The organism is Pseudomonas sp. EA_65y_Pfl1_P113 (assembly GCF_963970525.1).
GTDB classification, from domain to species: domain Bacteria; phylum Pseudomonadota; class Gammaproteobacteria; order Pseudomonadales; family Pseudomonadaceae; genus Aquipseudomonas; species Aquipseudomonas tritici.
The window spans coordinates 121,639-147,326 of record NZ_CAXAQM010000009.1; the positions used below are offsets into that span (position 1 = coordinate 121,639).

General features: G+C 62.1%; 11 protein-coding genes. 4 read left to right on the forward strand and 7 right to left on the reverse strand.

Annotated elements, in window-relative coordinates:
• Window positions 1-11,850, forward strand: a complete 11,850-nt coding sequence (locus AACY52_RS11235) for a non-ribosomal peptide synthase/polyketide synthase (protein ID WP_339560492.1) — start codon at window positions 1-3, stop codon at window positions 11,848-11,850.
• A gap of 143 nt (window positions 11,851-11,993) precedes the next feature.
• On the opposite strand, the gene AACY52_RS11240 is transcribed toward AACY52_RS11235, so the two are convergent.
• The gene (locus tag AACY52_RS11240) at window positions 11,994-14,429 is read right to left on the reverse strand and encodes a TonB-dependent siderophore receptor (protein ID WP_339428097.1); all 2,436 of its coding nucleotides are present in this window, start codon (window positions 14,427-14,429) and stop codon (window positions 11,994-11,996) included.
• Between the two features lie 110 nt (window positions 14,430-14,539).
• Window positions 14,540-16,192 (reverse strand): cyclic peptide export ABC transporter, encoded by a 1,653-nt coding sequence (locus AACY52_RS11245; RefSeq protein WP_339560493.1) that lies wholly within the window; start codon window positions 16,190-16,192, stop codon window positions 14,540-14,542.
• Window positions 16,193-16,392: 200 nt separating this feature from the next.
• Here AACY52_RS11245 and AACY52_RS11250 point away from each other — a divergent pair, with 200 nt between their 5' ends.
• Entirely contained in the window at window positions 16,393-17,220 is an 828-nt protein-coding gene (locus AACY52_RS11250) for a N(5)-hydroxyornithine transformylase PvdF (protein ID WP_339428095.1), read from the forward strand.
• 135 nt (window positions 17,221-17,355) lie between these two features.
• On the opposite strand, the gene AACY52_RS11255 is transcribed toward AACY52_RS11250, so the two are convergent.
• The 3 genes from AACY52_RS11255 to pvdM are packed head-to-tail and all read right to left on the reverse strand — an operon-like array spanning window position 17,356 to window position 20,902.
• A complete protein-coding gene (locus tag AACY52_RS11255; RefSeq protein WP_339560494.1) occupies window positions 17,356-18,228 on the reverse strand; it encodes a formylglycine-generating enzyme family protein in 873 nt (290 codons plus the stop codon).
• A gap of 34 nt (window positions 18,229-18,262) precedes the next feature.
• Window positions 18,263-19,534, reverse strand: coding sequence for an aminotransferase class V-fold PLP-dependent enzyme (locus AACY52_RS11260; protein WP_339560495.1), 1,272 nt, complete (start codon window positions 19,532-19,534; stop codon window positions 18,263-18,265).
• A gap of 18 nt (window positions 19,535-19,552) precedes the next feature.
• Window positions 19,553-20,902, reverse strand: coding sequence for a pyoverdine-tailoring dipeptidase-like protein PvdM (pvdM, locus tag AACY52_RS11265; protein ID WP_339428092.1), 1,350 nt, complete (start codon window positions 20,900-20,902; stop codon window positions 19,553-19,555).
• Between the two features lie 142 nt (window positions 20,903-21,044).
• Here pvdM and AACY52_RS11270 point away from each other — a divergent pair, with 142 nt between their 5' ends.
• A complete protein-coding gene (locus AACY52_RS11270) occupies window positions 21,045-22,676 on the forward strand; it encodes a PvdJ/PvdD/PvdP-like protein (protein ID WP_339506668.1) in 1,632 nt (543 codons plus the stop codon).
• A gap of 48 nt (window positions 22,677-22,724) precedes the next feature.
• Here AACY52_RS11270 and AACY52_RS11275 read toward each other — a convergent pair whose 3' ends face one another.
• Window positions 22,725-23,402: a helix-turn-helix transcriptional regulator gene (locus AACY52_RS11275; protein WP_339420402.1), complete on the reverse strand. Its 678-nt coding sequence runs from the start codon at window positions 23,400-23,402 to the stop codon at window positions 22,725-22,727.
• 155 nt (window positions 23,403-23,557) lie between these two features.
• Window positions 23,558-24,793, reverse strand: a complete 1,236-nt coding sequence (locus AACY52_RS11280; RefSeq protein WP_339420403.1) for a methionine gamma-lyase — start codon at window positions 24,791-24,793, stop codon at window positions 23,558-23,560.
• A 123-nt stretch (window positions 24,794-24,916) separates the two neighbouring features.
• On the opposite strand from AACY52_RS11280, the gene AACY52_RS11285 reads away from it, so the two are divergent.
• A complete protein-coding gene (locus tag AACY52_RS11285) occupies window positions 24,917-25,387 on the forward strand; it encodes an Lrp/AsnC family transcriptional regulator (RefSeq protein ID WP_016976082.1) in 471 nt (156 codons plus the stop codon).
• Window positions 25,388-25,688: the final 301 nt, after the last annotated feature.

The following is a 25,688-nucleotide window of genomic DNA, read 5'->3' on the forward strand; positions in this document are numbered from 1 at the left end:
ATGCTTTCCAACCCTAACATCGATCTGGTTTCGCGCTTTCTTCGCCTGCCTCTGGAACAGCGCCAGCAGTTTTACCAGCGCCTGCAAAGCCGCGGCATGAGCTTCGCCCAACTGCCGATTGCCTCGATCCGCGAGGACGGCCAACACCTGCCGCTGTCCTACGCCCAGGAACGCCAGTGGTTTCTCTGGCAACTGGACCCGGACAGCGCCACTTATCATATTCCCGGCGCACTACGTCTGCAGGGCCGACTGGACCTGGCGGCCCTGCAACGCGCGTTCGACAGCCTGCTGGTCCGCCATGAAAGCCTGCGCACACGCCTGGTACAGGACGGCGAGCGCCTGCTGCAAAACGTAGCGCCCGAGGCGCGCATCGAGATACAGCAGGACGTTGCCGACGAACACCAATTGATGGCGCGCATCGAAGCCGAGATAGCCCGGCCTTTCGATTTGCAGGCGGGGCCGTTGTTGCGCGTGACCTTGCTGCAACTGGCCGAAGACGAGCATGTGCTGGTGATGGTGCAGCACCACATTATTTCCGATGGCTGGTCGATGCAGGTCATGGTCGAGGAGCTGGTGCAGTTCTACGCCGCGCACAGCCAAGGCCAGGATGTGCAATTGCCGGGCTTGCCGATCCACTACGCCGACTACGCGCTGTGGCAGCGCAGCTGGATGGAAGCCGGGGAGAAGGCCCGTCAATTGGCCTACTGGCAGGACCTGCTGGGCGGTGAGCAACCGGTGCTGGAATTACCCCTCGACCATCCGCGCCCGGCGCAGCAAAGCCATCGCGGCGCCAGCTTGCAGGTGCATCTGCCGGCGGACCTGGTGTCCGGTATCAAGCGCCTGGCCCAGCAAGAAGGCGTGACCCCGTTCATGCTGTTGCTGGCCTCGTTCCAGACCCTGCTGTTTCGCTACAGCGGCCAGTCGGACATCCGCATCGGCGTGCCGAATGCCAACCGCAACCGCGTGGAAACCGAGCGGCTGATCGGCTTTTTCGTCAACACCCAAGTGCTCAAGGCCGACCTTGACGGGCAGATGAGCTTCGCCGAACTGCTGCAACAGGCCAAGCGCCGCGCCCTGGAAGCCCAGGCGCACCAGGACTTGCCGTTTGAACAATTGGTGGTGGCGCTGCAACCTGAACGCAGCCTGAGCCATAACCCGCTGTTCCAAGTGATGTTCAACCACCAGACCGACGCCCAGGGCGGGCGCGATGGCCAGCAATTGCCTGGCCTGCGGGTGGCGGAACTGGATTGGGAGAGCCAGACCACGCATTTCGACCTGAGCCTGGACACCCATGAGTCCGCCGAAGGCCTCTGGGCGGCGCTGACCTACGCCACCGACCTGTTCGAAAGCGCAACCATCGAACGCTTGGCGCAGCATTGGCAGAACCTGCTCCAGGCGGCAGTGAGTGCACCACGCAGCCGTCTTTGCGCGCTGTCGATGCTCGATGCACCCGAACAACAGCGGATGCTCAAGGACTGGAATGCCCCCGCCACCGTCGCCGCACCGCATGCCGTGCACCAGTTGTTCGAGGCGCAGGCCCGCGAACATCCGGCGCGCCAGGCACTGGCCTTGGATGAGCAAACGCTCAGCTACGGTGAACTGAACCGCCAGGCCAATCGCCTGGCGCACTACCTGATCGCCCAGGGCGTAGGCCCGGAAGTTCTGGTGGGGATCGCGGTCGAGCGCTCCTTTGCCATGGTGGTCAGCCTGTTGGCCGTGCTCAAGGCGGGTGGCGCCTACGTGCCGCTTGACCCTGAATACCCGCGTGAACGCCTGGTGCATATGCTCGATGACAGTGGTGTGCGACTGGTGTTGACCCAATCCCACCTGCGCGACCGCTTGCCATTGCTGCCCGATCTGACGGCGCTGGACATCGACGTTGCCGACGCGCAGTTGGCGCAGTGTGCCGAGCACAACCCGCCTGCCGTGTTCGAGCCCCGCAGCCTGGCGTATGTCATCTACACCTCCGGCTCCACCGGCAAGCCAAAAGGCGTTGCCATCAGCCATGCGGCATTGAGCGAATTCGCCGGTATCGCGGCCGAGTATTCGCGCCTGGTCGCGGACGACCGCGTACTGCAGTTCGCGACCCTGAACTTCGATGGTTTTGTCGAGCAGCTGTACCCGGCCCTGACCCTGGGCGCGACGGTCGTGTTGCGCGGGCCGCAGTTGTGGGACGGCGCTGACCTGTACCGGCAGATTATCGACCAAGGCATCACCCTGGCCGACTTGCCCACCGCCTATTGGAAACTGTTCCTGCAGGATTGCCTGGCAGCGGGGCCACGGCCCTATGGCGCATTGCGCCAGGTGCATATCGGCGGCGAAGCGATGCCGCTGGATGGCCCGGTGCTGTGGCGGCGCGCGGGGCTGGGGCATGTACGGCTGCTCAATACGTACGGGCCGACCGAGGCCACGGTGGTGTCCAGCGTGCTCGATTGCAGCGATGACAACGCCGTGATTGGCGCCACTGCCAGCCCGATTGGCCGCGCGTTGCCGGGGCGTGGCCTGTATGTGTTGGACCGTGACCTTAACCTGTTGCCGGTTGGCGCCGTGGGTGAGCTGTACATTGCCAGTGCCAGTGGCTTGGCCCGTGATTACCTGCAACGCCCGAGCCTGACCGCTGAGCGTTTTGTCGCCGACCCGTTCAGCACCCTGGGCGAGCGTCTTTACCGCACCGGTGACCTGGCGCGTTATCGCGCCGACGGGGTGATCGAATACGTCGGTCGCGTCGACCATCAGGTCAAAATCCGCGGTTTCCGAATCGAGTTGGGTGAGATCGAAGCGCTGCTGTTGGCCCAGAAGGCCGTGCGCGAAGCCTTCCTGCTGGCGGCCGACAACCAGTTGGTGGCTTACCTTGTGCCAGCCCAGCCGTTGTCCGCCGCCGAGCATGCGGCGGCGGGCGAAACGCTCAAGGCCACCTTGCGTGAGCAACTGCCCGATTACATGGTGCCTGCGCACCTGATCTTCCTCGACCGCATGCCGTTGAACCCCAACGGCAAGCTTGACCGCCAGGCGCTGCCCAAACCCGATGGCAGTGCGGTGCAACAGGCCTGGCAGGCACCGATTACGCCACTGCAACAGCAGGTTGCGGCGATCTGGGCCGATATTCTTGGCGTCGAGCGTGTGGGCCTGACCCACCACTTCTTCGAGCTCGGCGGGCATTCGCTGCTGGCCATGCAGGTGGTCTCGCGCGTTCGCCAGGCATTGCAGCGCGAAGTGCCGCTCAAATTGCTGTTCGAGCAGCCGCGCCTGGAGGGGTTTGTCGCCGCACTGACCACCCAGGCCCCAGGCGCGCCGACCGCGCCCGCGCTGTTGCCGGTAGGGCGGGACCAGCCGTTACCGCTGTCCTACGCTCAGGAGCGCCAGTGGTTTTTATGGCAACTGGAGCCGCAAAGCGCCGCGTACCACATCCCCAGCGCCTTGCGTTTGAAAGGGCAGCTTGACCTGGGTGCACTGCAACGCAGTTTCGATACCTTGCTGGCCCGGCATGAAAGCCTGCGCACTCATTTGCGCCAGGAGCGCGACCGCGCGGTTCAAATCATTTCACCGCAGCTGTCGTTGCAGATAGCGCACGCCGAGGTGCAGGAAGCACAGCTCAAGGCGCGGGTCGAGGCCGAAATAGCCCAACCCTTCAATCTGGGACAAGGGCCTTTGCTGCGGGTTTCGTTGCTGCGCATCGCCGCTGATGAACATGTATTGGTATTGGTGCAGCATCACATCGTGTCCGATGGCTGGTCGATGCAGCTGATGGTTGAAGAACTGGTGCAACTCTATGCTGCCTACAGCCAGGGACAGGTGTTGCAATGGCCGGCGCTGCCGATTCAGTACGCCGACTACGCCGTATGGCAGCGCAACTGGATGGAGGCGGGCGAGAAGGCCCGTCAACTGGCGTATTGGCGCGACATGCTAGGCGGTGAGCAGAGCGTGTTGGCGTTGCCGTTCGACCACCCACGTCCGGCTGTGCAAAGCCATCGTGGCGCGCGCCTGGCATTCGAACTGCCCGGCGCGTTGACCCAAAGCCTCAAGGCCCTGGCCAAGCAGCAGGACGTGACCTTGTTCATGCTGCTATTGGCCTCGTTCCAGACGTTGCTGCATCGCTACAGTGGCCAGGAAGAGATCCGTGTCGGGGTGCCGATCGCCAACCGCAATCGCAGCGAGACCGAGCGTCTGATCGGCTTCTTCGTCAACACCCAGGTGCTCAAGGCCGATCTCCACGGCCAGATGAGCGTCGAGCAACTGTTGCAACAGGCCCGGCAACGGGCACTGGACGCCCAGGCCCACCAGGACCTGCCCTTCGAGCAACTGGTGGAAGCGCTGCAACCCGAGCGCAGCCTGAGCCACAACCCGTTGTTCCAAGTGATGTTCAACCACCAGACCGACGTGGGCCAGGCTCAGGTTCAGCAGCAACTGCCGAATCTTTCGGTAGAAGGGCTGGAATGGGAAAGCAAAACGGCGCATTTCGACTTGGACCTGGATATCCAGGAATCCACCGAAGGTATCTGGGCGACGCTCGGCTATGCCCAGGACCTGTTTGAGGCCAGTACCGTGCAACGCATGGCGCGACACTGGCAGAACCTGTTGCAAGGCATGGTTGCCGACCCACGGCAGAATATCAGCCAATTAAACCTGCTGGACAACGCCGAACGGCAACAGATTCTTCAACTGTGGAACCAGAGCGACGCCGGCTTCTCGGCCAAGCGCCTGGTCCACGAGTTGGTGGCCGACCGTGCCGGGGAAACCCCTGAGGCGGTGGCGGTGAAATTTGGCGAGCAACAGCTGACTTACGGCGAGCTGGACCGCCAGGCCAACCGCCTGGCCCATGCCTTGATCGCCCGTGGTGTCGGTCCCGAAGTGCGCGTGGCGATTGCCATGCCGCGCAGCGCCGAGATCATGGTGGCGTTCCTCGCGGTGATGAAAGCCGGTGGTGTCTACGTGCCACTGGACATCGAATACCCGCGTGATCGCCTGCTGTACATGATGCAGGACAGTCGCGCCCGATTGCTGTTGACCCATTCGGCAGTGCAACAGCGCTTACCGATTCCAGACGGCCTGGAAGCCCTTGCCGTGGACCAGACGCAAGCCTGGTCCACTGACGACGACACCGCACCCGAGGTGGCGCTGGATGGCGACAACCTGGCCTACGTGATCTACACCTCCGGCTCCACCGGTATGCCCAAAGGCGTGGCGGTGTCCCACGGTCCACTGGTAGCCCATATCATTGCCACCGGCGAGCGTTATGAAACCTCGCCCGCCGATTGCGAACTGCACTTCATGTCGTTCGCCTTCGACGGCTCCCACGAAGGCTGGATGCACCCGCTGATCAACGGCGCCAGTGTGTTGATCCGCGATGACAGCCTGTGGCTGCCGGAATACACCTACCAGCAAATGCACCGTCACAACGTGACCATGGCGGTGTTCCCGCCGGTGTACCTGCAACAGTTGGCCGAGCATGCCGAGCGGGACGGCAACCCACCGAAGGTGCGCGTGTACTGCTTCGGTGGTGATGCCGTTGCCCAAGCCAGCTACGACCTGGCCTGGCGCGCGCTCAAGCCGACTTACCTGTTCAACGGCTACGGCCCGACCGAAACCGTGGTCACGCCGTTGCTGTGGAAAGCGCGCCAGGGCGATCCCTGCGGTGCCGTCTACGCACCGATCGGTACATTGCTGGGTAACCGCAGCGGCTATGTGCTGGACGCACACCTCAACCTGCAACCTATCGGCGTGGCCGGTGAATTGTACCTGGGCGGCGAGGGCGTAGCCCGGGGTTACCTGGAGCGTCCGGCTCTGACCGCCGAGCGCTTCGTACCGGACCCGTTCGGCAAGCCCGGCAGCCGTGTGTATCGCAGCGGCGACCTGACCCGTGGCCGCCCGGATGGCGTGGTGGATTACCTCGGCCGCGTCGACCATCAGGTGAAAATCCGTGGCTTCCGTATTGAACTGGGCGAGATCGAAGCGCGCCTGCGCGAGCAGGACAGTGTCGGCGAAACCGTGGTGGTGGCCCAGGAAGGGCCGAGCGGCAAGCAACTGGTCGCCTATGTGGTGCCGCTGGACCCCTTGCTCGTCAACGACGCAGTGGCGCAGTCGACCTGCCGCGAAGCCTTGCGTCGCGCCCTGAAAACCCGTTTGCCGGACTATATGGTGCCCTCGCACCTGATGTTCCTTGAGCGCATGCCGCTGACGCCGAATGGCAAGCTCGACCGCAAGGGGCTGCCGCGCCCGGATGTCAGCCAGATGCAGCAGGTGTACGTGGCGCCACAGAGTGAGCTGGAGCAGAAGATCGCGGCGATCTGGTCCGACGTGCTGCGTCTGCCACGTGTCGGTTTGCACGATAACTTTTTCGAATTGGGTGGTGACTCGATCATCTCGATCCAGGTGGTCAGCCGTGCCCGCCAGGCCGGTGTGCGCTTCACGCCCAAGGATCTGTTCCAGCACCAGACGGTCCAGAGCCTGGCGGCCGTGGCCCGGGAAGGCGAGGGCGCGGTGGTGATGGATCAGTCGGCATTGACCGGCGAGTTGTTGTTGCTACCCGTCCAGCAGGCGTTTTTTGGCGATGACATCCCCCAGCGTCACCACTGGAACCAGTCGGTGGTGCTAAAGCCACACCAGGCGTTGCAGGCGCCGCTGCTGGTGACGGCGCTGCAGGCCTTGATCGTGCATCACGACGCCCTGCGCATCGGATTCGTCCAGGGCGCGGCAGGCTGGAGCGCGGCGTATCGCGGGCCGCAGCAGCATCAGGCCGAGCAGGTCCTGTGGCAGACCACCTTGAATGCGGTCGAAGAGTTGGAGGCCCTGGGTGAGGAAGCCCAGCGCAGCCTCGACCTGAGCGAAGGGCCGCTGCTGCGTGCAGTGCTCGTCGACCTGGCCGACGGCTCCCAGCGCTTGCTGCTGGTGATTCATCACTTGGTGGTGGACGGTGTGTCCTGGCGCATCCTGCTGGAAGACCTGCAAACGGCTTACCGTCAGCTTGCCCAAGGTGCCACGGTCGTGTTGCCCGCCAAGACCAGCGCGACCCGTGCCTGGGCCGAGCGTCTGCAAACCTATGCACGCAGCGCCGCACTGGCGCAGGAACTGGCCTGGTGGCAGACGCAGTTGCAAGGCAGCCCCACCGGCCTGCCGGGGGCCGATCCAAAGGCCAGCTTGAGCAACCGGCATGCGCTGAGTGTGACCACCCATCTGGATCAGGCCTTCACGCGGCGTCTGTTGCAGGACGCCCCCAGTGCTTACCGCACCCAGATCAATGACCTGTTGCTGACCGCGCTGGCGCGCGTCGTTGTGCGCTGGACCGGTGACGCGTCGATGTTGATTCGCCTGGAAGGCCATGGCCGTGAAGACCTGTTCGACGAGATCGACCTGACCCGTACCGTCGGCTGGTTCACCAGCCTCTACCCGGTGAAGCTGATGCCGACCGATTCGTTGGCCGGCTCCCTCAAGCAGATCAAGGAGCAACTGCGCGCGATTCCCGACAAGGGCCTGGGCTTTGGTGCCCTGCGTTACCTGGGGAATGCCGAGGCTCAACAGGCCCTGAGTGAACTGCCGCGCCCACGCATCACCTTCAACTACCTGGGGCAATTCGACGGCAGTTTTGACGGCGGCGAACAAGAAGGCTTGTTCGTCCCCTCCGGTGATGGCAGTGGTTCTGAGCAGAGTGCCGGGGCACCGCTGGGTAACTGGTTGGAAATCAACGGCCAGGTCTACGCCGGCGAATTGAAGTTGAACTGGAGCTTCAGCCAGCAGATGTTCGATGAAGCGACCGTACAGCGCCTGGCGGATGACTACGCGGCGGAACTCAAGGCGTTGATCGAGCACTGTGGCGTCAACCGGGGTGTCACGCCCTCGGACTTCCCGTTGGCGCGCTTGTCCCAGGCGCAACTGGACAGCTTGCCGGTGACGGTGGCTGATATCGAAGACGTCTACCCGCTGTCGCCGATGCAGCAAGGCATGTTGTTCCAATCGCTTTACGGCGAAGGCTCGGGTGACTACATCAACCAGATGCGCATCGATGTCGAGGGCCTGGATGTACCGCGCTTCCGCCAGGCCTGGCAGGCGGCGGTCGACCGCCATGAGATCCTGCGCAGCGGTTTTCTCTGGCAGACCGAGCTTGAGCAGCCTTTGCAGGTGGTCTACAAGCAGATGCACATGCCGTTCGCCGAGCAGGACTGGCAAGGTCGTCCTGACAGCAGTGTGGCACTCGATAGCCTGGCCGAGTCGGCGCGGGCCCAGGGGTTTGTGCTGGAACAGGCGCCGTTGCTGAGCCTGACGGTGGTCCGTACGGGGGCGTCCCGTTATCACTTGATCTACACCAACCACCACATCGTGATGGACGGCTGGAGTGGTTCGCAGTTGTTTGGCGAGGTGTTGCAACATTATGCCGGTGAACCGCTGCGTGTGCCCATCGGGCGTTACCGCGATTACATTGCCTGGCTGCAGGCACAGGACAAGTCGGTCAGCGAGGCATTCTGGAAAGAGCAACTGCTCAACCTGCAAGAGCCAACCCGCCTGGCCCGTGGCCTACAAGCTGCGCAAAGCGAGGCGCTGGCGGTCAACGGCGAGCATCGTCTGAACCTGGACGCCAGCCAGACCGCTCAGCTCAAGGCCTTCGCCCAGCGCAGTAAAGTCACCCTCAATACGTTGGTGCAAAGCGCCTGGCTGCTGCTTTTGCAGCATCACACCGGGCAGTCCACCGTGGCGTTCGGCGCCACTGTGGCAGGCCGTCCGGCGCAATTGCGCGGTATCGAACAACAGGTCGGTCTGTTCATCAACACCTTGCCCGTGGTGGCCACGCCGGATGCACAGATGACGGTCAGCCAGTGGCTGCAGCAGATCCAGGCGCAGAACGTGCGCTTGCGTGAGCAGGAGCATACGCCGCTGTTCGAGATCCAGCGTTGGGCCGGGCTGGGTGGCGAGGCGCTGTTCGACAGCATTCTGGTGTTTGAGAACTACCCAGTGTCCGAAGCGCTGGAGCAGGGCGCACCTTCGGGGCTCACGTTTGGCGCCGTCCACAGCCTGGAGCAAACTCATTACCCGTTGACCGTCCTGCTGGGCATCGGTGAAACCCTTGGCCTGGAGTTCAATTACGACCGCCAGGCATTCAGCGCGGCGCATATCCAACGGTTGGCCGAGCACTTCCAGCAGGTGTTGCAGGCATTGGCAATGGACGGCGACCAGCGTCTGGCAACGTTGCCTTCGCTGGCCAGTTCCGAGCGCGAAACGGTCCTGTATGCCTGGAACGACACGGCCACGGACTACCCGCTGCACCTCGCGGTGCATCAGTTGATCGAAGCCCAGGTGGTGCGCACGCCGGACGCACCGGCGCTGGTATTTGCCGGGCAGGTGTTGAGTTACTCCGCGCTTAACCGCCGGGCAAACCGCCTGGCGCATCGCCTGATGGCGGCCGGCGTGGGGCCGGATGTCCTCGTGGGGCTGGCGGTTGAGCGTTCGATTGAAATGGTCGTTGGCCTGCTGGCTGTACTCAAGGCAGGTGGCGCTTATGTGCCGCTGGACCCGGAATACCCCCGCGATCGATTGGCCTACATGCTGCAAGACAGCGACGTGAAGCTGTTGTTGACCCAGGCGCATTTGCTGGAGCAACTGCCGATTCCAACGGGCTTGCACAGCCTGGTGCTGGAGCAGGGCGATGAGGGGTTGCAGGCCTACGCCGAGCGGAATCCGCAGGTCGTCGTCGATGGCGAAAACCTCGCCTATGTGATCTACACCTCGGGCTCCACCGGCCAACCCAAAGGTGCGGGTAACCGCCATTCGGCGCTGACCAACCGGCTGTGCTGGATGCAGCAGGCGTATGGCCTGGACGGCAGTGATACGGTCTTGCAGAAGACGCCGTTCAGTTTCGACGTGTCGGTGTGGGAGTTCTTCTGGCCGCTGATGACCGGTGCGCGCCTGGTGGTGGCAGCGCCGGGCGACCATCGTGATCCGGCCAGGCTGGTGAGTCTGATCAACGCCGAGCAAGTCACTACGTTGCACTTTGTGCCGTCCATGCTCCAGGTCTTCTTGCAGGATGCTGGCGTCGGCGCGTGTCAAAGCCTGCAGCGCATTGTGTGCAGCGGTGAAGCGTTGCCGGTGGATGCCCAGCAACAGGTGTTCGCCAAGCTGCCACGTGCCGGTTTGTACAACCTGTATGGGCCGACCGAAGCGGCAATCGACGTGACCCACTGGACCTGCGTCGACGAAGGGGGTGACGCCGTGCCGATTGGTCGGCCGATTGCTAACCTGGGCTGCTACGTGTTGGACGGCAACCTGGAACCGGCACCCGTTGGCGTGTTGGGTGAACTCTATCTCGGCGGCGTCGGCCTGGCGCGTGGTTATCACCGTCGGCCGGGGCTGACCGCCGAACGCTTTGTGACCGATCCGTTCGGCAGTGGCACCCGTTTGTATCGCACCGGGGACCTGGCGCGTTATCGCGACGATGGGGTGATCGAGTACGCCGGGCGCATCGATCACCAGGTCAAGCTGCGTGGCTTGCGCATCGAGTTGGGTGAAATCGAGGCCCGCCTGCTGGAGCATGCGTGTGTGCGTGAAGCGGCGGTGCTCGCCGTGGACGGCACGCACCTGGTGGGCTACCTGGTGCTGCAGGCGCCGAGCGAGGATTGGAAAGCACAGGTGGCGATGCACCTGGCGGCGCAGTTGCCGGACTACATGGTGCCGGCGAAGTGGGTGGTGTTGACACAGATGCCGCTGAGCCCCAATGGCAAGCTGGATCGCAAGGCGTTGCCTAAACCGGAGGCGCAAGGCACGGACGCTTATCAGGCCCCGCAAAGCGCCATCGAGCAGCAAGTCGCGGCGATCTGGCGTGATGTCCTCGGTGTCGAGCGCGTAGGGCTGAACGACAACTTCTTCGAGTTGGGCGGTCACTCCTTGCTGGTGCTGATGCTCAAGGAGCGTATCCGTAAAGTCAGCGGTGTCGGCTTGTCCGTCAGCCAGTTGATGCTTAACCCGACCGTACGCGGCCAGGTCAACTGCCTGCAGGGCGACGCGCGCAGCTCGTTGATCGTCAAGCTCAACAGCCAGACAGAAGGCACACCGTTGTTCATGTTCCACCCAAGCTTCGGTTCGGTGCATTGCTACACCGCGATTGCCCTCGCGCTCCGGGAGCAGCGTCCGGTGTTCGGGGTGATTTGCCGTGCATTGGCCGAAGACGGTGCAGCAGTACCCGAATGGCAAGCCATGGTCGAGGATTATGCCGAGCAACTCCTGTTGGCCCAGCCCCAAGGCGCCTTCCGCCTGGCAGGCTGGTCGCTGGGTGGCAACCTGGCGATGGAAGTCGCCTACGTGCTGGAGCAAGCGGGACGCGACGTCGAGTTTGTCGGCTGGATCGACTCCGCGCCGCCGCAGTGGCTCACGCCTTATTGGCAGGCGGTCGTCACCGAGGATGACCGTGAAGTCTCGGCGAACGAGCGGCGTGCGGCCTTGTTAGGCGTGATGTTCCCGGCGTTTGCCGAGCGGATTCAGGCGGCCTGGCAGCAATGTCAGCGCGATGCCCAAGACGAAGCGGGGCAATGGCAAGGGTTTATCGCCTGGGCCGAGCAGACCCTGGGCGAGGCCTTTACCGGTATCAAGGACGAGTTGCTGCGTGGCAATGAGGCGCAGATTTCCTGGGAGGTCGACCGCGCGCTCAGTGAGCGTCTGTCGGCGGCGGACTTCAAGCCGATCAAGGCCCCGGTCAGTTGCTGGTGGGCGTCCATGAGCCGCGCCGGGCAGTTCAAGGAACTGATCGAGCAGCACATGGCAAGCACCCTTGTTCAGGGGCGGGTCGAGCGTTCAGTGGTGATCGAGACTGATCACGATGGGATCATCGACAGTGCCGAGTTCATCCGTAGCCTGGTGGCCGCCATGGAATAACACCTCAAGTGATGAACACTGAACCTGTGGCGAGGGGCTAGCTCACTCGCCACAGGGGAGGGCGGGATACAAAAAAGCCCGATGAAAGCAGCGCTTCCATCGGGCTTTTGGTTGATCGCCGCCAGGGCAATCAAGGCATCACATCAGAAGTCCCAGCGGGTGCTGAACATCACGTTGCGCGGCTCGCCGTAAGCGGCCGAGTTATAGAAGCCCACGTTGGTGTAGTAGGACTTGTCGAAGATGTTGTTGAAGTTGACAGTCGCCGAGAGGTTCTTGGTGACCTGGTAGCGGGTCATCAAGTCCACCAGCCAATAGGACTCCTGGGTGATGTCCTGGTTGGTGTTGAGCTGCGAGTTGTAGATTTCATTCCAACCCTTGCTCTGCCAGCGCAGGCCGCCACCGATGGTGAACTTGTCGAGATCGCCCTTGAGTTTGTAAGTGGTGTTCAGGTTGACCTGGTGCTCAGGTTCGAAGGTGGAGATTTTCTTGTCGTCTGCATCCCGCACGATCTTGTGGGTGTAACCGCCTTGTACTTGCCAGCCGGGCGCCAGCTCACCTGAGATTTCTGCTTCGTAACCCTTGGTGACGGCCTTGGAGCTCTTGAACGCATAGTTTTGCGGGGAAGGAGTCTGGTTGTTATAGGCATCGTCCGGGATGGCACGGTTGTCTTCATGCACTTCGAAGTAGGCAATGCTGGTGTTCAAGCGACCGTCGAGAAACTCGCCCTTCAGGCCCAGCTCGTAGTTTTGGCCTTCGTCCGGTTCCAGCAACGTCTGGTTGCGGTCTTTGTACGTGCTTTCCTGGGGTTGGAAGATATCGGTGTAGCTGGTGTACACCGAGAAATTGTCGTTCAGGTCGTAGATCACGCCGGCATACGGCACGAACCGGCCGGTTTCCTTGTAGGAAGGGTTGATACCGGTGACGTGGTAGTTGGCGACGCGACCACCGAGAATCACGTGCAGGTCATCCATCACGTTCAAGCGTGTGGTCATGTAGTAGCCGGTCTGGCGGATGGTATCGTCAATGTATTGCTGGACAGGGCCGTAGATCGGCTTGGCGATATGGCCATTCCAGTTGTAGAAATCGACTTTGTTGCCGCCTGGCCAATCCGGCGACCAGTACCCCTTGCCTTGCCAGCGCGACGTGCCGATCGAGCCGCCCACCACCAGTTCATGTTCGCGGCCAAACAGGCTGAAAGGCCCGGTGGCGTAGAGGTCGGCGGAGGTGCTTTTGGTTTCGCCGGTGTATTTCTGACCGTTGACCTCGGCGGTGCCATCGGCTGCCGGCTGGACAAACTGGATCGAACCAAGGTCAGCATGGTAGCTGTTGATCTTGTGGTCGAGCTGGAATTTGGTGACCCAGCCGTCACCCATATCATGCTCAAGCATGGCAAAGGCGGTGCGGGTGTTCTGTTCCCAGGAGCTCCAGGTGGCGCCGTTGTTGTAGGAGCGTGGCATCTTGTTGATGCTGCCGTTGGAGTTGACCAACGGGAACGAACCGGACCAGCTGGAGCCTTTCGGAATGTTGTCCTGATAGTCGAATCCGACGGTCAACATGGTGTCGGGGGACAGGTCAAACTCGGTAATGCCGTAGTAGGTTTCGGTCTTGCGCGAGTAATGGTCCATGAAGGACTTTTTGTCCTGGTACGCCGCCACTGCACGGCCCCGGACATTGCCGCTATCGGTCAACGGACCGCTCACATCCACTTCGCTGCGATAGTTGTCCCAGGAGCCGGCGCCCAATTGCACATGGCCCTTGAATTCCGACGTCGGCTTCTTGCGGATCAAGTTGATGGTCGCGCCCAGGGAGCCGGCGCCGTTGAGCAGGCCGGTGGCACCCTTGAGCACTTCGACGCGGTCGTAGATCGCCATGTCGCTGAGGGTGTTCCCCGCCGAGTAGCCGACGTTGCGCACGGTGGACGGAATACCGTCGTACTGGAAACTGTTGACCGGGAACCCACGCGAGTAATAGTTGGTACGGTCGGTGTCATAGGCCGATACGGTGATGCCAGGCGTGTGGCGCATGACGTCATCGACGTTGTTGAGACCGAAGTCCTCGATATGTTGGCGGGTAATCACCGTGATCGACTGCGGAGTTTCCCGCGGGGTCAGGGTCAGCCGCGTGGCCGTGGCAATGGTGCCCGGCGTGTAGGAGCCGGAGCCCTCGGTGATGTTGCCCAGCACGTTGCCGGTCACTTGGGTCGGACTCAATTCCAGCCCGGCGGACGCGCCGGCGGCGGTAACGGTCAGCGCGTTGCCACTGAGGCTATGGGTGGTCGAAGTGCCTGCCAGCATGGTGTTGATCGCCTGCTGCGGATCCAATTTGCCTTTGATCGCCGTGCTGTTTTTTCCCGCCACGTCGGTCGGGCTGTACAGCACCTGCAGGTTGGCCTGGCGGCCGAATTCCTGCAGTGCACTCCCCAGTGCCTGTGCTGGAATATCCAACTCGATCTCCTGTGCCTGCACATAGCCGGCAACCGGCAGCGATACCGCTAGGGCAAGCGCGCTCGGCAGGAGGTTGATGTTCAGGGCCCTGGTTAGCGTTTTGCTCAGTGGGCTGAGACCGAGTCGTGCTGACATGGATGGTTTCTCTTCTATATTTTAAGTGGGCAGATTTTAATGTTTATTGAGGTTAGTTCTCATTACCACTAGTGAGACGTTCCTACTTCGGAAAACCGGAAAAGAAAATTTCATGCAGGCTCCATTTCATGCACTACCTGGCCGGCGCGCAGCCGTACCAGCTGATCGGCGATGTCGAAATAGCGGTCGTCATGGCTGATCACAATGATGGTTTTGCCCAGGCGCTTGAGGTCCGGCAGCAGCTCGGTATAGAAAATCCGGCGGAAGGCCGGGTCCTGGTCGGCGGCCCATTCGTCGAACACCAGCACTGGGCGTTCTTCCAGCCAGGCGTTGACCAGTGCCAGACGCTTGCGCTGGCCGGTGGACAGGTCGGTGGTGCTGAACACACCGTCCTTGACGCTGACCTTGTGCGCGATCTCCAGGCGTTCCAGGTATTTAGTGGCGCTGTCCAGTGACTGGGTGGCGCTGCCCTGGACCAGGTCGTCGAACAGGTAGTAGTCGGCGAATACCGTGGTGAACAATTGGCGATAGTCATCGCGCTCGGGGTCGGTCACGGCCTTGCCGTTGAGCAGGATTTCGCCGGACTGCGGCGGGTAGAGCCCCAGCAGCAATTTGATCAGCGTGGTCTTGCCACTGCCGTTTTCGCCGACGATAAATACGATGTCGCCTTGGGCAATGCTCAGGTTGATCGGCCCCAGGTGAAACGGTTCGCTGCCTTCCACGGCCGGAGGGCTGTAGCTCACGTTTCGCAGTTCAAGGCTGTTGACGATCGGTGTCGGCGCCTCGCTGTCATCCATCAGCAGGTGCGGTTCAGGAGAGGAGAAGCGCTCCGACAGCTCGCTGATACGCCCGAAGGCAATCTTCGCCTTGCCCACCACGGGCAGGTAACCCAGCAGGTGTTCCAGCGGGCCTTTCATGTACAACAGCACCAGCACGAAGCCGGTGATCACGGCCGGGTCCGGGTTCGGGTTATAGGCCTGCATCGCCAGGGCCAGGCCGATGACCACGAAGAACAGCATCGAGCCGAAGGTCTTGGCGAGGATGTAGATGTTGACCGAACGCACCTGGATATCGCTGATGCGATCCGCCGTTTCCTGGATACGGTGGGTGTTCATGCGAAAGCGCCGTGGCCGATGCATGCGCAGTTCCTTGGCGCCGGACGCGATGGCGTTGTAATAACGCTGCAATTCGTCTTCATGGCTGCGTGCAAGGTCGAAGCCTTGGATACCCTTGCCGCCGGCGATGAACTGCACGGCGCTGCCAATCACGATGGCGACGACCATCATCAGGAACATCGGCACCGACAGGTACGCCAGGTAGCCCAGGCAGCCCAGCGTCACCGTGGCGGCAATGGCCAAGGGCGTGAACGCGAAGGAGAAGTCGCTGATGGTGTCGACATCGTGGGTCAGCACCGGGATCAGACGGTGGGAGCGATACTGTTCGATCTGCTCGATGGGCGCCGACAGCACCTTTTCACCCAGGTCCTTGCGCAGGGCGGCGATGATCCGCTGGCCCACATAGTTGGTACCGATATCGGAGACGATCGAACTGGTGAGCGCCAGCACACACAACGCCGCAAACGTCAGAATCACCCCCTGCGTCATCCCGGTGGGCGAGTGCAGGGCATTATTGATGGTCGCCAGCAACAGCGTGATGGCCAGGCCGCCGGCCATGCCCAGGGCGACGGAGACGGTCACGATGGTGCGAAAGGGCCTGAGCAATGCGAGCAAACCGTTGAAGGCGCCGCGCTTGGGGTCGGTCATAAATACTTCCCGGAAGGTGAAAAAGAGGGGGCTGGGCACACAGACCCTTACCCATGACAAACGAAGGATTGGCGCGACTATTTAGCTCGGTGCGCTCAGTGGTGGCGGTGGCGGATAAATTGCGCGGCGGCTGGTTCGTTCTTGTGGTGTAGGCGCACGCGCATTGGCGCGTGCCTGATCTATCCAGCGAGAGCGAAGCAATGACGAAAAAGAATCTGGTGTACGTGTGGTCCCTGCGCAATGCCGCGGCTGACAAGGCCGGGCAGCCGGTGGCCTACAAAGACCACGAGCGCTACATGATGTCGGTGTTGGAATCCCTGGTGGGGGCGCTGAACGACACGCCGCTGGGTGAGGCTTACCATTTGGTGGGGGTGGTGTACGACGATGACGAGCAGAACCCGCGTGACCAGCAACTGGTCAGCGACTACGGCTTTGCCTACCAGCCGGGCCGCCAATGGCTGTACCCGGCCGACCTGCGCGTGCAAGGCCGGCTGGTCAATGACTTGCTGCTGAGCGTGCCGTCCACCTACCGGCGCTTGCCACGGGGCAGCGCAGAACACATCGCCGGCAAGCAGGACTTCGAGCGCCGCCTGCACGACACGCTGGTGGAATTGAAAGCGGACATCGTGGTGCTCGACGGCCTGCTGGTGATTCTCGATGAACTGGTGCGTCCGGGCGCGCCGTTTGCCCGCCGCATCATGAACATCCACCCGGGGATTACCCGCATCGAATCGCCCTACGAGCGCCGTGGCGCCTACGCCACCTGGAACGCCCTGTACGGTGCGCGTGGGCAAACGGTGGTGGATTGGTCGACCAAGGAAACCCGGCCCTCGGAGCCGCTGTACCTCACCGGTGCCTCGTTCCACTACGTGGACAACGGCATTGATTCGGGTGAGGTGTTCCACGACGTGCTCAAGACCGAGATCGCGCCGGACGACACCATCCTCGAGCTGCGCTGGAACAACTTCAACAACAGCCTGTTCCCGGCGTTGCATGAAGGGTTGGCGCTGTTGGCGCAGAAGGGCTGACCGCAATTTTCCTGAGGCATGCGGTCCAAATGTGGGAGCTGGCTTGCCTGCGATTGCGGTGGGTCAGACACATTGATGTTAGCTGACCTGCCGCCATCGCAGGCAAGCCAGCTCCCACATTGAAGGGTGTCCGTGTTACAGGTCGCGCACTACCCGAAACCCGATCCAATCTCCGCGCGTCTGCGGGTAGATGGTGTTGCGGTTGCCCGAGCGCGAAAACACTGGCGCTTCGCCCCAGTCATTGCCGCGAATCATGTAACCCTCGCAGTTCGGCTCCACCCACGCACTGCCATCGGTAGGCGCGCCGATGTAGTTGGGGTGTTCGCAGTCGGCCACGCGCTCATAGACGTTGCCATGCATGTCGTACATGCCGAAGGCATTCGGCGGGTAGCTGCCCACGGGTGAGGAATAGCTGTAGCCATCGGCCGGGCCATAGGTGTTCGCATGCTTGGCGATGCTGTAGCCCTTGCCCTCATCGAACGGGAAGGGGAACGGCCCGGTCGAGCCCGCGCGCGCGGCATATTCACGCTGCGATTCGCTGACCATGTGGTACTGCTGCCCGGTCTTTTTCGACAGCCAGGCCACATAGCCTTTGATGTCATCCATGTCCATGCACACCGCCGGTTGGCGTGGGCCCTGGGGGTAACGCGGCTTGCTGGCGATGCATTCGCGACCGGGGCGGGTGTCGCCATCGGCGATGTTCACGCCGGTCTGGCGGATGTAGCTGTCCCACTCACCGGCGGTGATATGAAAGCGGCTCATGGCGAACGGCTTGGCGAAGGTCACTTCATGCAACGGGCCTTCGTCCGGCTCGCGGCCGACTTCGCCCTCGGAGGTGCCCATGGTGAAGGTGCCGGCGGGGAGTACCACCATCTCCGGGCAGTCCTTGCAGTCCTTGAACACTTTGCCGGGTTGCGGCGCGGCGGCTTGGGCCAGGTTGGGCAGGAGTGCGCCGCACAGGGCGGTCAGTGCCAGTGCCGTGAGGGGTTTGAGTCGGGATGGATTCATATGGGCATCTCGTTCAAAGAAAAAAGGGTGAGCGTCACACCTGCTGGCGAAGCAAGGTCATGAAACGCTGGATTTCATCGGAGGAATTGAGCAGGCCAGGGGCGGTGCGGATTACCGGGCCGACATCACGGTTCACCGCGTCGATCACCACACGGTGTTTCATCATGTTGGCCGCGACGGCATCACAGTCCCTTCCCTTGACGCGGAAGAAGGTGAAGCCGGCCGACAGTTCGGGGCTGCACGGCGTGACCAGTTCGATCTGCGGCTGTGCCAACAGCTGCTCCTTGAGTTCGGTATTCAACCCACGAATGCGTGCCTGCACCTGCGCCTTGCCCAGTTGCAAGTGCAGCTTGAACGCCTCATCCGCCGCCCAGCGATGCTCGAAGGCGTGGTAGCCGCCCGGGGTCATGATGGTGGCGAAGTCCTTCTCTTCGGAGAAGGTCGGCACCATCGGTGTCACGTATTTGTTTTCGGGGTCGCGGGCGCAGACCAGCCCGGTGCCGCGCGGGCCGAACATCCACTTGTGGGTGCCGGCGATGAAAAAGTCGCAATGCATGTCCGGAAAGTCGAGGTTTTCCACGCCGAAACCATGCACGCCATCCACCACATAGAGGATGCGGTCCTGGTCGTCGCGGTTGCGGTTGTGTTCATCCACCAGCGTGCCGATCTCGCCGATGGGCAGTTTTACGCCGCTGCCGGACTGCACCCAGGTCATGCCGAGCACGCGGGTGTTGGGGCGGATATGGCGCTGGATGTTGCCCAGCACCTCGTCGGCGGACACGCGGTGGGCGCTTTCGAATAACGTGATCCGGCGCACCTGGGTGCCTTCTTTGAGTGCGCGATAGTCCAGCACATGTTGGGTGGCGTAGTGCTCGTGGACGGTCGTAAGGATTTCCTGATCGGGCCGTACCTTGATCCCGCCGTAGATCATCGCCAACCCTTCCGAAGTGCTGCCGGTGAGGGCGATCTGTGCGGGGGTGGCCTGCAAATAGCGGCCGGCCCACTCACGCACCTGGCCTTCGCGCTTCCAGGTTTCCTGCAGGTCCCAGTCCATCGCCAGCCCTGGGTTGCGGTCGATCTGCACCCGGTAACGCTCGATGGCCTCGCGTACTGGCTTGGGGTGCGAAGCCACCAGGAAGTTGGAGAAGTGCAGGTAATCCGGGTCTTGGTTGAACAGCTGCTTGAGGCCCGTCCATGGGGCATCTGTGGTGTTGGCGGCGATTGCTTGCGGGAGCAGCGCGGCGCCCAGTGGCAGGCTGGCGGCAAATACACCCGCCTGCTTGAGGAACGTACGGCGGTCGGTCATGGACGTGCTTCTAAGTGATTAGCGGTTGGCCAATGGCTTGGCGGCTTTTTGTACCTGGTCCCACACGCGCAGGAAGTTGCCTCCCCACAGTTTGGCGATATCGGCTTCGGAGTAGCCGCGCTGGATCAGTTCGGCGGTCACGTTGCGTATCTCGCCGACGTTGTCCCAGCCCTGGATGCCGCCGCCGTCGTTGAAGTCCGAGGCGATGCCGACATGATCAATCCCGATCTTGCGCACCGTGTAGTCGACGGCGTCGCCCCAATCCTTGAGCGTGGCCTTGGGCTCCTCTTCAAGAATGCCGTACAGGCCTTGGGCATATTGGCCGAACTTCTGCTCGGGCCAGGCGGCAATGATCGCGTCGCCCGGCATCAAGGCCATGGCCAGGTTGGGCAGGGGAGGCAGGTCGAAACGTGCGCGCAGGGCATTGAGTTTGTCCTGGGTCGGCTGGCTCAAGGGGCGTAGATACGCCGGGAACCCCACGACCTGAACCACGCCGCCGCTGTTCTTGATCAGTTGCAGTTCCTTGTCACTGAGGTTGCGCGGGATATCCACCGACGCGCGTGGCGCTGAATGGGAGGCCACCATCGGCGTGCGGCTCAGCTGCGCCACTTGCTCGAGGGCCTTGGTCGACATCTGCGACACATCGATGATCACGCCCAGGTCGTTGAGGCGGTGCACGGCTTGCTGGCCAATCGGCGACAAACCTTCGAGTGCGTCGGCGGAGTCATTGAAAAACGGCAGTGGGCGCGAAGAATCGGACCAGGTGTTATTGCCGATATAGCTGAACCCGAACATGCGCATGCCGCGTGCGGCCCACAGGTCCAGCTGGTTCAAGTCGTTGCCCAAGGGGTAGGCATTGAGCATGCTGATAAAGATCGCGAACTTGCCCTCGCCATGCAGGCGCCGGAAGTCGTCCGGGGTGTAGGCAATGCCCACTTGGTTGGGAAAGTCGCGGACCATGCCGGAGATGATCTTGAAGCGCACCTCTTGCTCATGGCGTGCCTCTTCGACAAAACCGTCGGTGGGCTTGTGCGGGGCGTTGGGGCCGTTCCAGATTTCCGGCCAGCCAAAAATCGTCAGGGCCGCGCCGGACAAGCGCCCGCGCGCCGCCTTGGCCAGGTCGAACTGGCCGTTGCCATCTTTGTCTGCCTCGTTGTCGATGCCGCCGAAATCCAGGGGCACGGTGATATGGCTGTCGAATGACAACAGGCGATCCTGCATTTCATTGGCCTGTTTGATCACCTCCAGCGGGTAGCCGGCATTGCCCCTGAACCAGTGATCCCAGGCCAGGAAGCCGACTCCGGCGCCAATGGCGAGTGCCAGCGGCAGGCCGATATACAACGCCTTTTTCGAACGTGGTTTTGTCATTGCCATCTCAGTCAGTTGAGGCCTTTGCTATCAGGGAAGAACGAGTGATGGGCGGGGAAATTTAGGCGGCGAGGGCGCGCCGGTAAATTTCCCCGGCGTGCAAACGTTCTAGCTCTGATAAAGCCGTTTCCTAAGGTAGACAATGACCATCTCTCGACGTGGGTTCATCGCAGGCCTGGCGCTGACAGGCGCTGCGGTGCCAGCAGCCTTCTATGCCCATCGCGAGCTGACGCGCGAAGAAGAATTCCCCATCACCCCCGGCGAAGCCACGGTGGACCTGGCCGACACCGCCGGCCAGCACCTGGCGAACACCCTGCGAGGGGTCTGGAACCTGCGACTGGAAGGTCGCGACGCGGGCCTCAAGCGCTTACCGTTGCAAGGCCTGATGTTGCTGCTCGACATTGCCCCCCGGGGGCGCGGCCTGCGCGGCTACCTGGACACTGCCGCCAACCTGCGCGCTGAGGGTGAGCCTCGTTACCGGGTGCTCGGGGACCTGCTGACGGGTGAGGGTGCCGTGCTGTATTGGCGGTTGATCGACCGCGACTCGGCCGATGGCCTACCCGCCTACGAATTCAAGATGACCCTTGATGAGGTCTGGGCCAACTTCGCCAATGCCGGCAGCGGCACCCTCAGCGGGCAGATTCTTGAGCTGGACCGGCCGCTCGCGCTGGTTGAGCGCGACAATCGTTTTATCGCCCACAAGCAAGCGTTTCCTGAAGCGCGCGAACGCATCGGCCTCAACCCGGCCTTGTTGGCCTGGCTGATTGCTCCCGAGCACCGCTTGTTCCACCAACTGTGGCACGCCACCCGCGACCAATGGCACAAACTCTCCGAAGAAAAACGCGACGCTCTGCGCGGCATCGGCTGGCAACCCGGCCCGCGGGGCCAGGAGCGCGACGCCCGGGGCACGCGCAAAGACCGCAACGGCTCGGGCATCGACTTCTTCTTCATGCACCGGCACATGCTCGGCACCGCGCGCGCCCTGCAGGATTTGCCCTCGTGGCCGCAATTCCCCGAACCGCAGCCGGCGCTGGAGCGTGATCGACTGGGCTTCCTGCGTTACTTCGACAACCACGACGGCTTCGCGCTGCCGCCCACGTGGTCGGCGCCGGATGACAGCGCCTACACCCAGTGGGTCAGCGACATCAAGGCCGCTGAGACCTATCACAGCAACTTTCAGGTGTGGGAGTCGCAGTACCGCGACCCCCGCTATTTGTCCAAACTGACACTCGGGCAGTTGGGTTCAGAGATGGAACTGGGCCTGCACGACTGGCTGCACATGCGCTGGGCCTCGGTGCCGCGTGACCCCTCCAACGGTGCGCCGGTGCCGTTCGCCCGTGCCCCGTCCGACTTCGCCCCACGCTGGTACACGGCGCAGAACGACTTTCTCGGCGACCCATTTTCCTCCCACGTGAACCCGGTGTTCTGGCACTTTCACGGCTGGATCGACGACCGTATCGAAGACTGGTTTCGCGCCCATGAGCGCTTCAATCCGGGTGAAGTCCGCCGCATGCAAGTCAACGGCGTGGCCTGGTTCGCGCCGGGCCGCTGGGTCGAGGTGGGAGACCCGTGGCTGGGTCCGGACACGCATGGCTGCAGTACGACGCCGGGGTTGCAGAGGGGGCGGTCGATGGAAATGGACCCGGAGACCATGAAGCTGGCGCTGCGGATCACCTTTGGCGAAGACGACGGCATGTTGCAGGGGCTATTCAAGCGAGTGCCAAAGCGGCCCTGGTATGCGCGGCATCTGAAGCTGAAGCCGCGCGAGGTTTGAGTGTCCGGCTGCGCCCCGACAAGCCAGCGCCCTAGGGGCAGCGGTGCTTCATGGATGTGCAGCCGCGTCATCCTCCGTCGAATACAGCCACCGCAACAACGAATGCCGCCCACTGATCCCCAGCTTGATCGCTGCGCGTTTCAAGTAACTCTCAATGGTATTGACTTTCAATGCCAACTGCTCTGCCAGCTCCGGCGCCGTGCGCCCGGCCAGCAGCCCCAGGCACACCTCAAGCTCACGGTTGGACAACGTTAACCCCGACTGTACCAACCGCTCTTCAATGCGCCGGCGCAGGGTTTCGATAGCCTGGTTTTGCGGCATCACCGGGTCGCGGTCTTGACGGCACGGGTGGATTGCCGCGATGTGCTTTTCCACCAAGGGCAACAGCAGTGTGGAGAAGTCCTGCAGCAGGCTGCGTTCCTGCGGCGAGAAATTGTCTGACGGGTGTGAGCGATACACCGACAGCACGTAGCGTACGTCGTCCTTGTGGCGGGTGAGGTGCAATTGCGCGGCGTGCCGTTCCCCGTTCAGGGTTGCCACCGAGTCGGTATAGACCGGGCTGATCTTGCGGCGGGGGTGCCCGTCGGTGCTGACCTGCAATTGGGTGATATGGGTGGCGTCCACTGCCAGTTGGGTGAGGATGAGGTCATGCAGCATGCGTGGGAAATGGCGACTGCCGGTGCTGGCGATGACCTTGCCAATATGAGGGAACAAGTGTGCGTTCATCAATTCGTCCATGAGGCGTGCAGGTACTCGGCTTTATAGCGGCGGGGATTGAGAGGCTAGCCAATGCGAACAACCTGCCGTGATAGTCCTTCCCGCCGGGACCTATGCTAGTACAGCGTGGCGGCGGGAAGGGGATCCAATCTGAAAAGATCGGCTCAAACACTCACAAATTGAGTACGACGCGGCGCGGCGCGCGCGCACTTGGCCAGTGCCTGCTGCACATCCGCCAGCAAGTCCGCAACGTCCTCAAGCCCCACCGACAGACGCACCAGCCCTTCGCTGATCCCGTGCCGGGCGCGTTCCTCCGGAGTGTAGGTGGAATGGGTCATGCTCGCCGGGTGCTGCGCGAGTGACTCTGCGTCGCCCAGGCTGACCGCGCGGGTAAACAGCTTGAGTGCATTCATGAAACGACGTCCCGTCTCGAGGCCGCCCTTGAGTTCAAAGGCAATCATGCCCCCGGGCATTTTCATCTGGCGCGTCGCCAGTTCGTATTGTGGGAAGGCGCGCAGCCCTGGATACGTCACCCGCTCCACGGCCGGGTGCGCCTGCAGGGCTTCGGCCACCGCCTGAGCGTTGCTGCAATGGCGCTCCATGCGCAGGGCCAGGGTCTTGAGGCCGCGCATCAACAGCGAGGCGTCCTGGGGCGACATCACTGCGCCGGTCAGATCCTTGAGACCTTGCAGGCGAATACGCTGAGCCAGGGTCTGGTTGCTCACCGCAATGCCCGCGGTGATATCGCCGTGGCCGCTGAGGTATTTGGTCGCCGAATGCACCACTACATCGGCACCCAGGTCGAGGGGGCGCTGCAGGTAGGGCGTGCAGTAGGTGTTGTCGACCACTACGGTCACGTTGGGCTGCTGGTGGGCGAGAGCCGCCACGGCGGCGATATCCACCAGTTGCAGGTTGGGGTTGGCCGGGGTTTCGCAGTAGATCATGCGGGTGGCGGGGCAGAGTGCGGCTTGCAGGGCGGCCAGGTCAGTCAGGTCGACGTGCCGCACCTTGATCCCGAATTCGCCGATGCCATGGTGCAGCAGGGCGAAGGTGCAGCCGTAGAGGGTCTGGCTGACGATCACTTCATCGCCGGGCCGCAGCAGGGTCCAGAACGTCGCCGCAATCGCGCCCATGCCGGAGCTGAATGCCACCGCCGCCTCACCGTTTTCCAGGGTCGCCATGCGCGATTCCAACAACGCCAGGGTCGGGTTGGAAATGCGTGTGTAGAAGTGGCCACTGGCTTCACCGGCAAAACAGGCGGCGCCATATTCGGCGGTAGGGAAAGCGAAGGTGGCTGACAGGTAAATCGGTGGCACGAGCGCGCCGTGGTGGTCCTTGGGGTCATAGCCATGGTGGATGGCGCGGGTAGAAAAGCCGAGTGCATTGTGTTTATTGTTCATGTCGGGCGCTCCCTATTTCCTACAATGCTATGCTCATAACCAGAGATGAACGTTGCATTATTTGCTGTTAATTCCTGCATTTTTGGATGAAAGTCCTATAAAAATAACGAACAGAGGCACGTTATGCCCGTCAGTCTGGATCGTACCGACAAGGCTCTTTTAAACGCGTTGCAAGGCAACGCCCGGCTCACAGTGGCCGAATTGGCCGACCGCGTATCCCTGACCACCTCGCCGTGCTGGCGGCGGGTGCGAAACCTGGAAGAGAGCGGGGTGATCAGCGGGTATCAGGCGATTCTTTCGCCCAAGGCGCTGGGGTATGGGGTGACGGCATTTGTCAGCATCATGATGGAGAGTCATACCCAGGAAATTGCCCGGGCGTTTGAGCAAAGGTTGTTGGAGATTCCGGAGATTGTGGCGTGTCACAACGTGTCGGGGCGGTATGATTTTTTGCTTGAAGTGGTGGCGAAGGATCTAGAGTCGTTTGGCGAGTTTGCGCGGGAGGTGTTGCAGACGTTGCCTTGTGTTAAGGAGATTTACTCCAGTTTTTCTTATAAGTCGGTGCGGGCGTTGCGGGTGATTCCGTTGCCGGGGTGAAGCGCTGTTTTTTGTAAACATATCCGTTATTTAGGTCACGGCCACCTACGGTTCCGCTCTTACAGCGGGTCACTTTTTGAAGAGCGCAAAAAGTAACCAAAAACGCTTTGACCCAACACTCGGCACCTCGCCTAGGCTCGGTGTGCCCGAACGAAGGCTTGAATCCGTGGGTAACCCGGCGTCCTGCCGAGTTGCCTGCATCGCAGGCAAGCCAGCTCACACAATTTGGATCTCCATTCATCAGGCAGATATCAACCTTCTCTTGATCTGCTCTTGATCTGGCTTGTGATCTTGATCTTAG

Coding starts and splice junctions, on each gene's coding strand:
- AACY52_RS11250 (WP_339428095.1), top strand. CDS start 16,393: ATGACGAAAAAGAATCTGGTGTACGTGTGGTCCCTGCGCAATGCCGCG.
- AACY52_RS11260 (WP_339560495.1), bottom strand. CDS start 19,534: ATGACCGACCGCCGTACGTTCCTCAAGCAGGCGGGTGTATTTGCCGCC.
- AACY52_RS11255 (WP_339560494.1), bottom strand. CDS start 18,228: ATGAATCCATCCCGACTCAAACCCCTCACGGCACTGGCACTGACCGCC.
- AACY52_RS11245 (WP_339560493.1), bottom strand. CDS start 16,192: ATGACCGACCCCAAGCGCGGCGCCTTCAACGGTTTGCTCGCATTGCTC.
- AACY52_RS11280 (WP_339420403.1), bottom strand. CDS start 24,793: ATGAACAATAAACACAATGCACTCGGCTTTTCTACCCGCGCCATCCAC.
- AACY52_RS11270 (WP_339506668.1), top strand. CDS start 21,045: ATGACCATCTCTCGACGTGGGTTCATCGCAGGCCTGGCGCTGACAGGC.
- AACY52_RS11285 (WP_016976082.1), top strand. CDS start 24,917: ATGCCCGTCAGTCTGGATCGTACCGACAAGGCTCTTTTAAACGCGTTG.
- AACY52_RS11235 (WP_339560492.1), top strand. CDS start 1: ATGCTTTCCAACCCTAACATCGATCTGGTTTCGCGCTTTCTTCGCCTG.
- AACY52_RS11275 (WP_339420402.1), bottom strand. CDS start 23,402: ATGAACGCACACTTGTTCCCTCATATTGGCAAGGTCATCGCCAGCACC.
- pvdM (WP_339428092.1), bottom strand. CDS start 20,902: ATGACAAAACCACGTTCGAAAAAGGCGTTGTATATCGGCCTGCCGCTG.
- AACY52_RS11240 (WP_339428097.1), bottom strand. CDS start 14,429: ATGTCAGCACGACTCGGTCTCAGCCCACTGAGCAAAACGCTAACCAGG.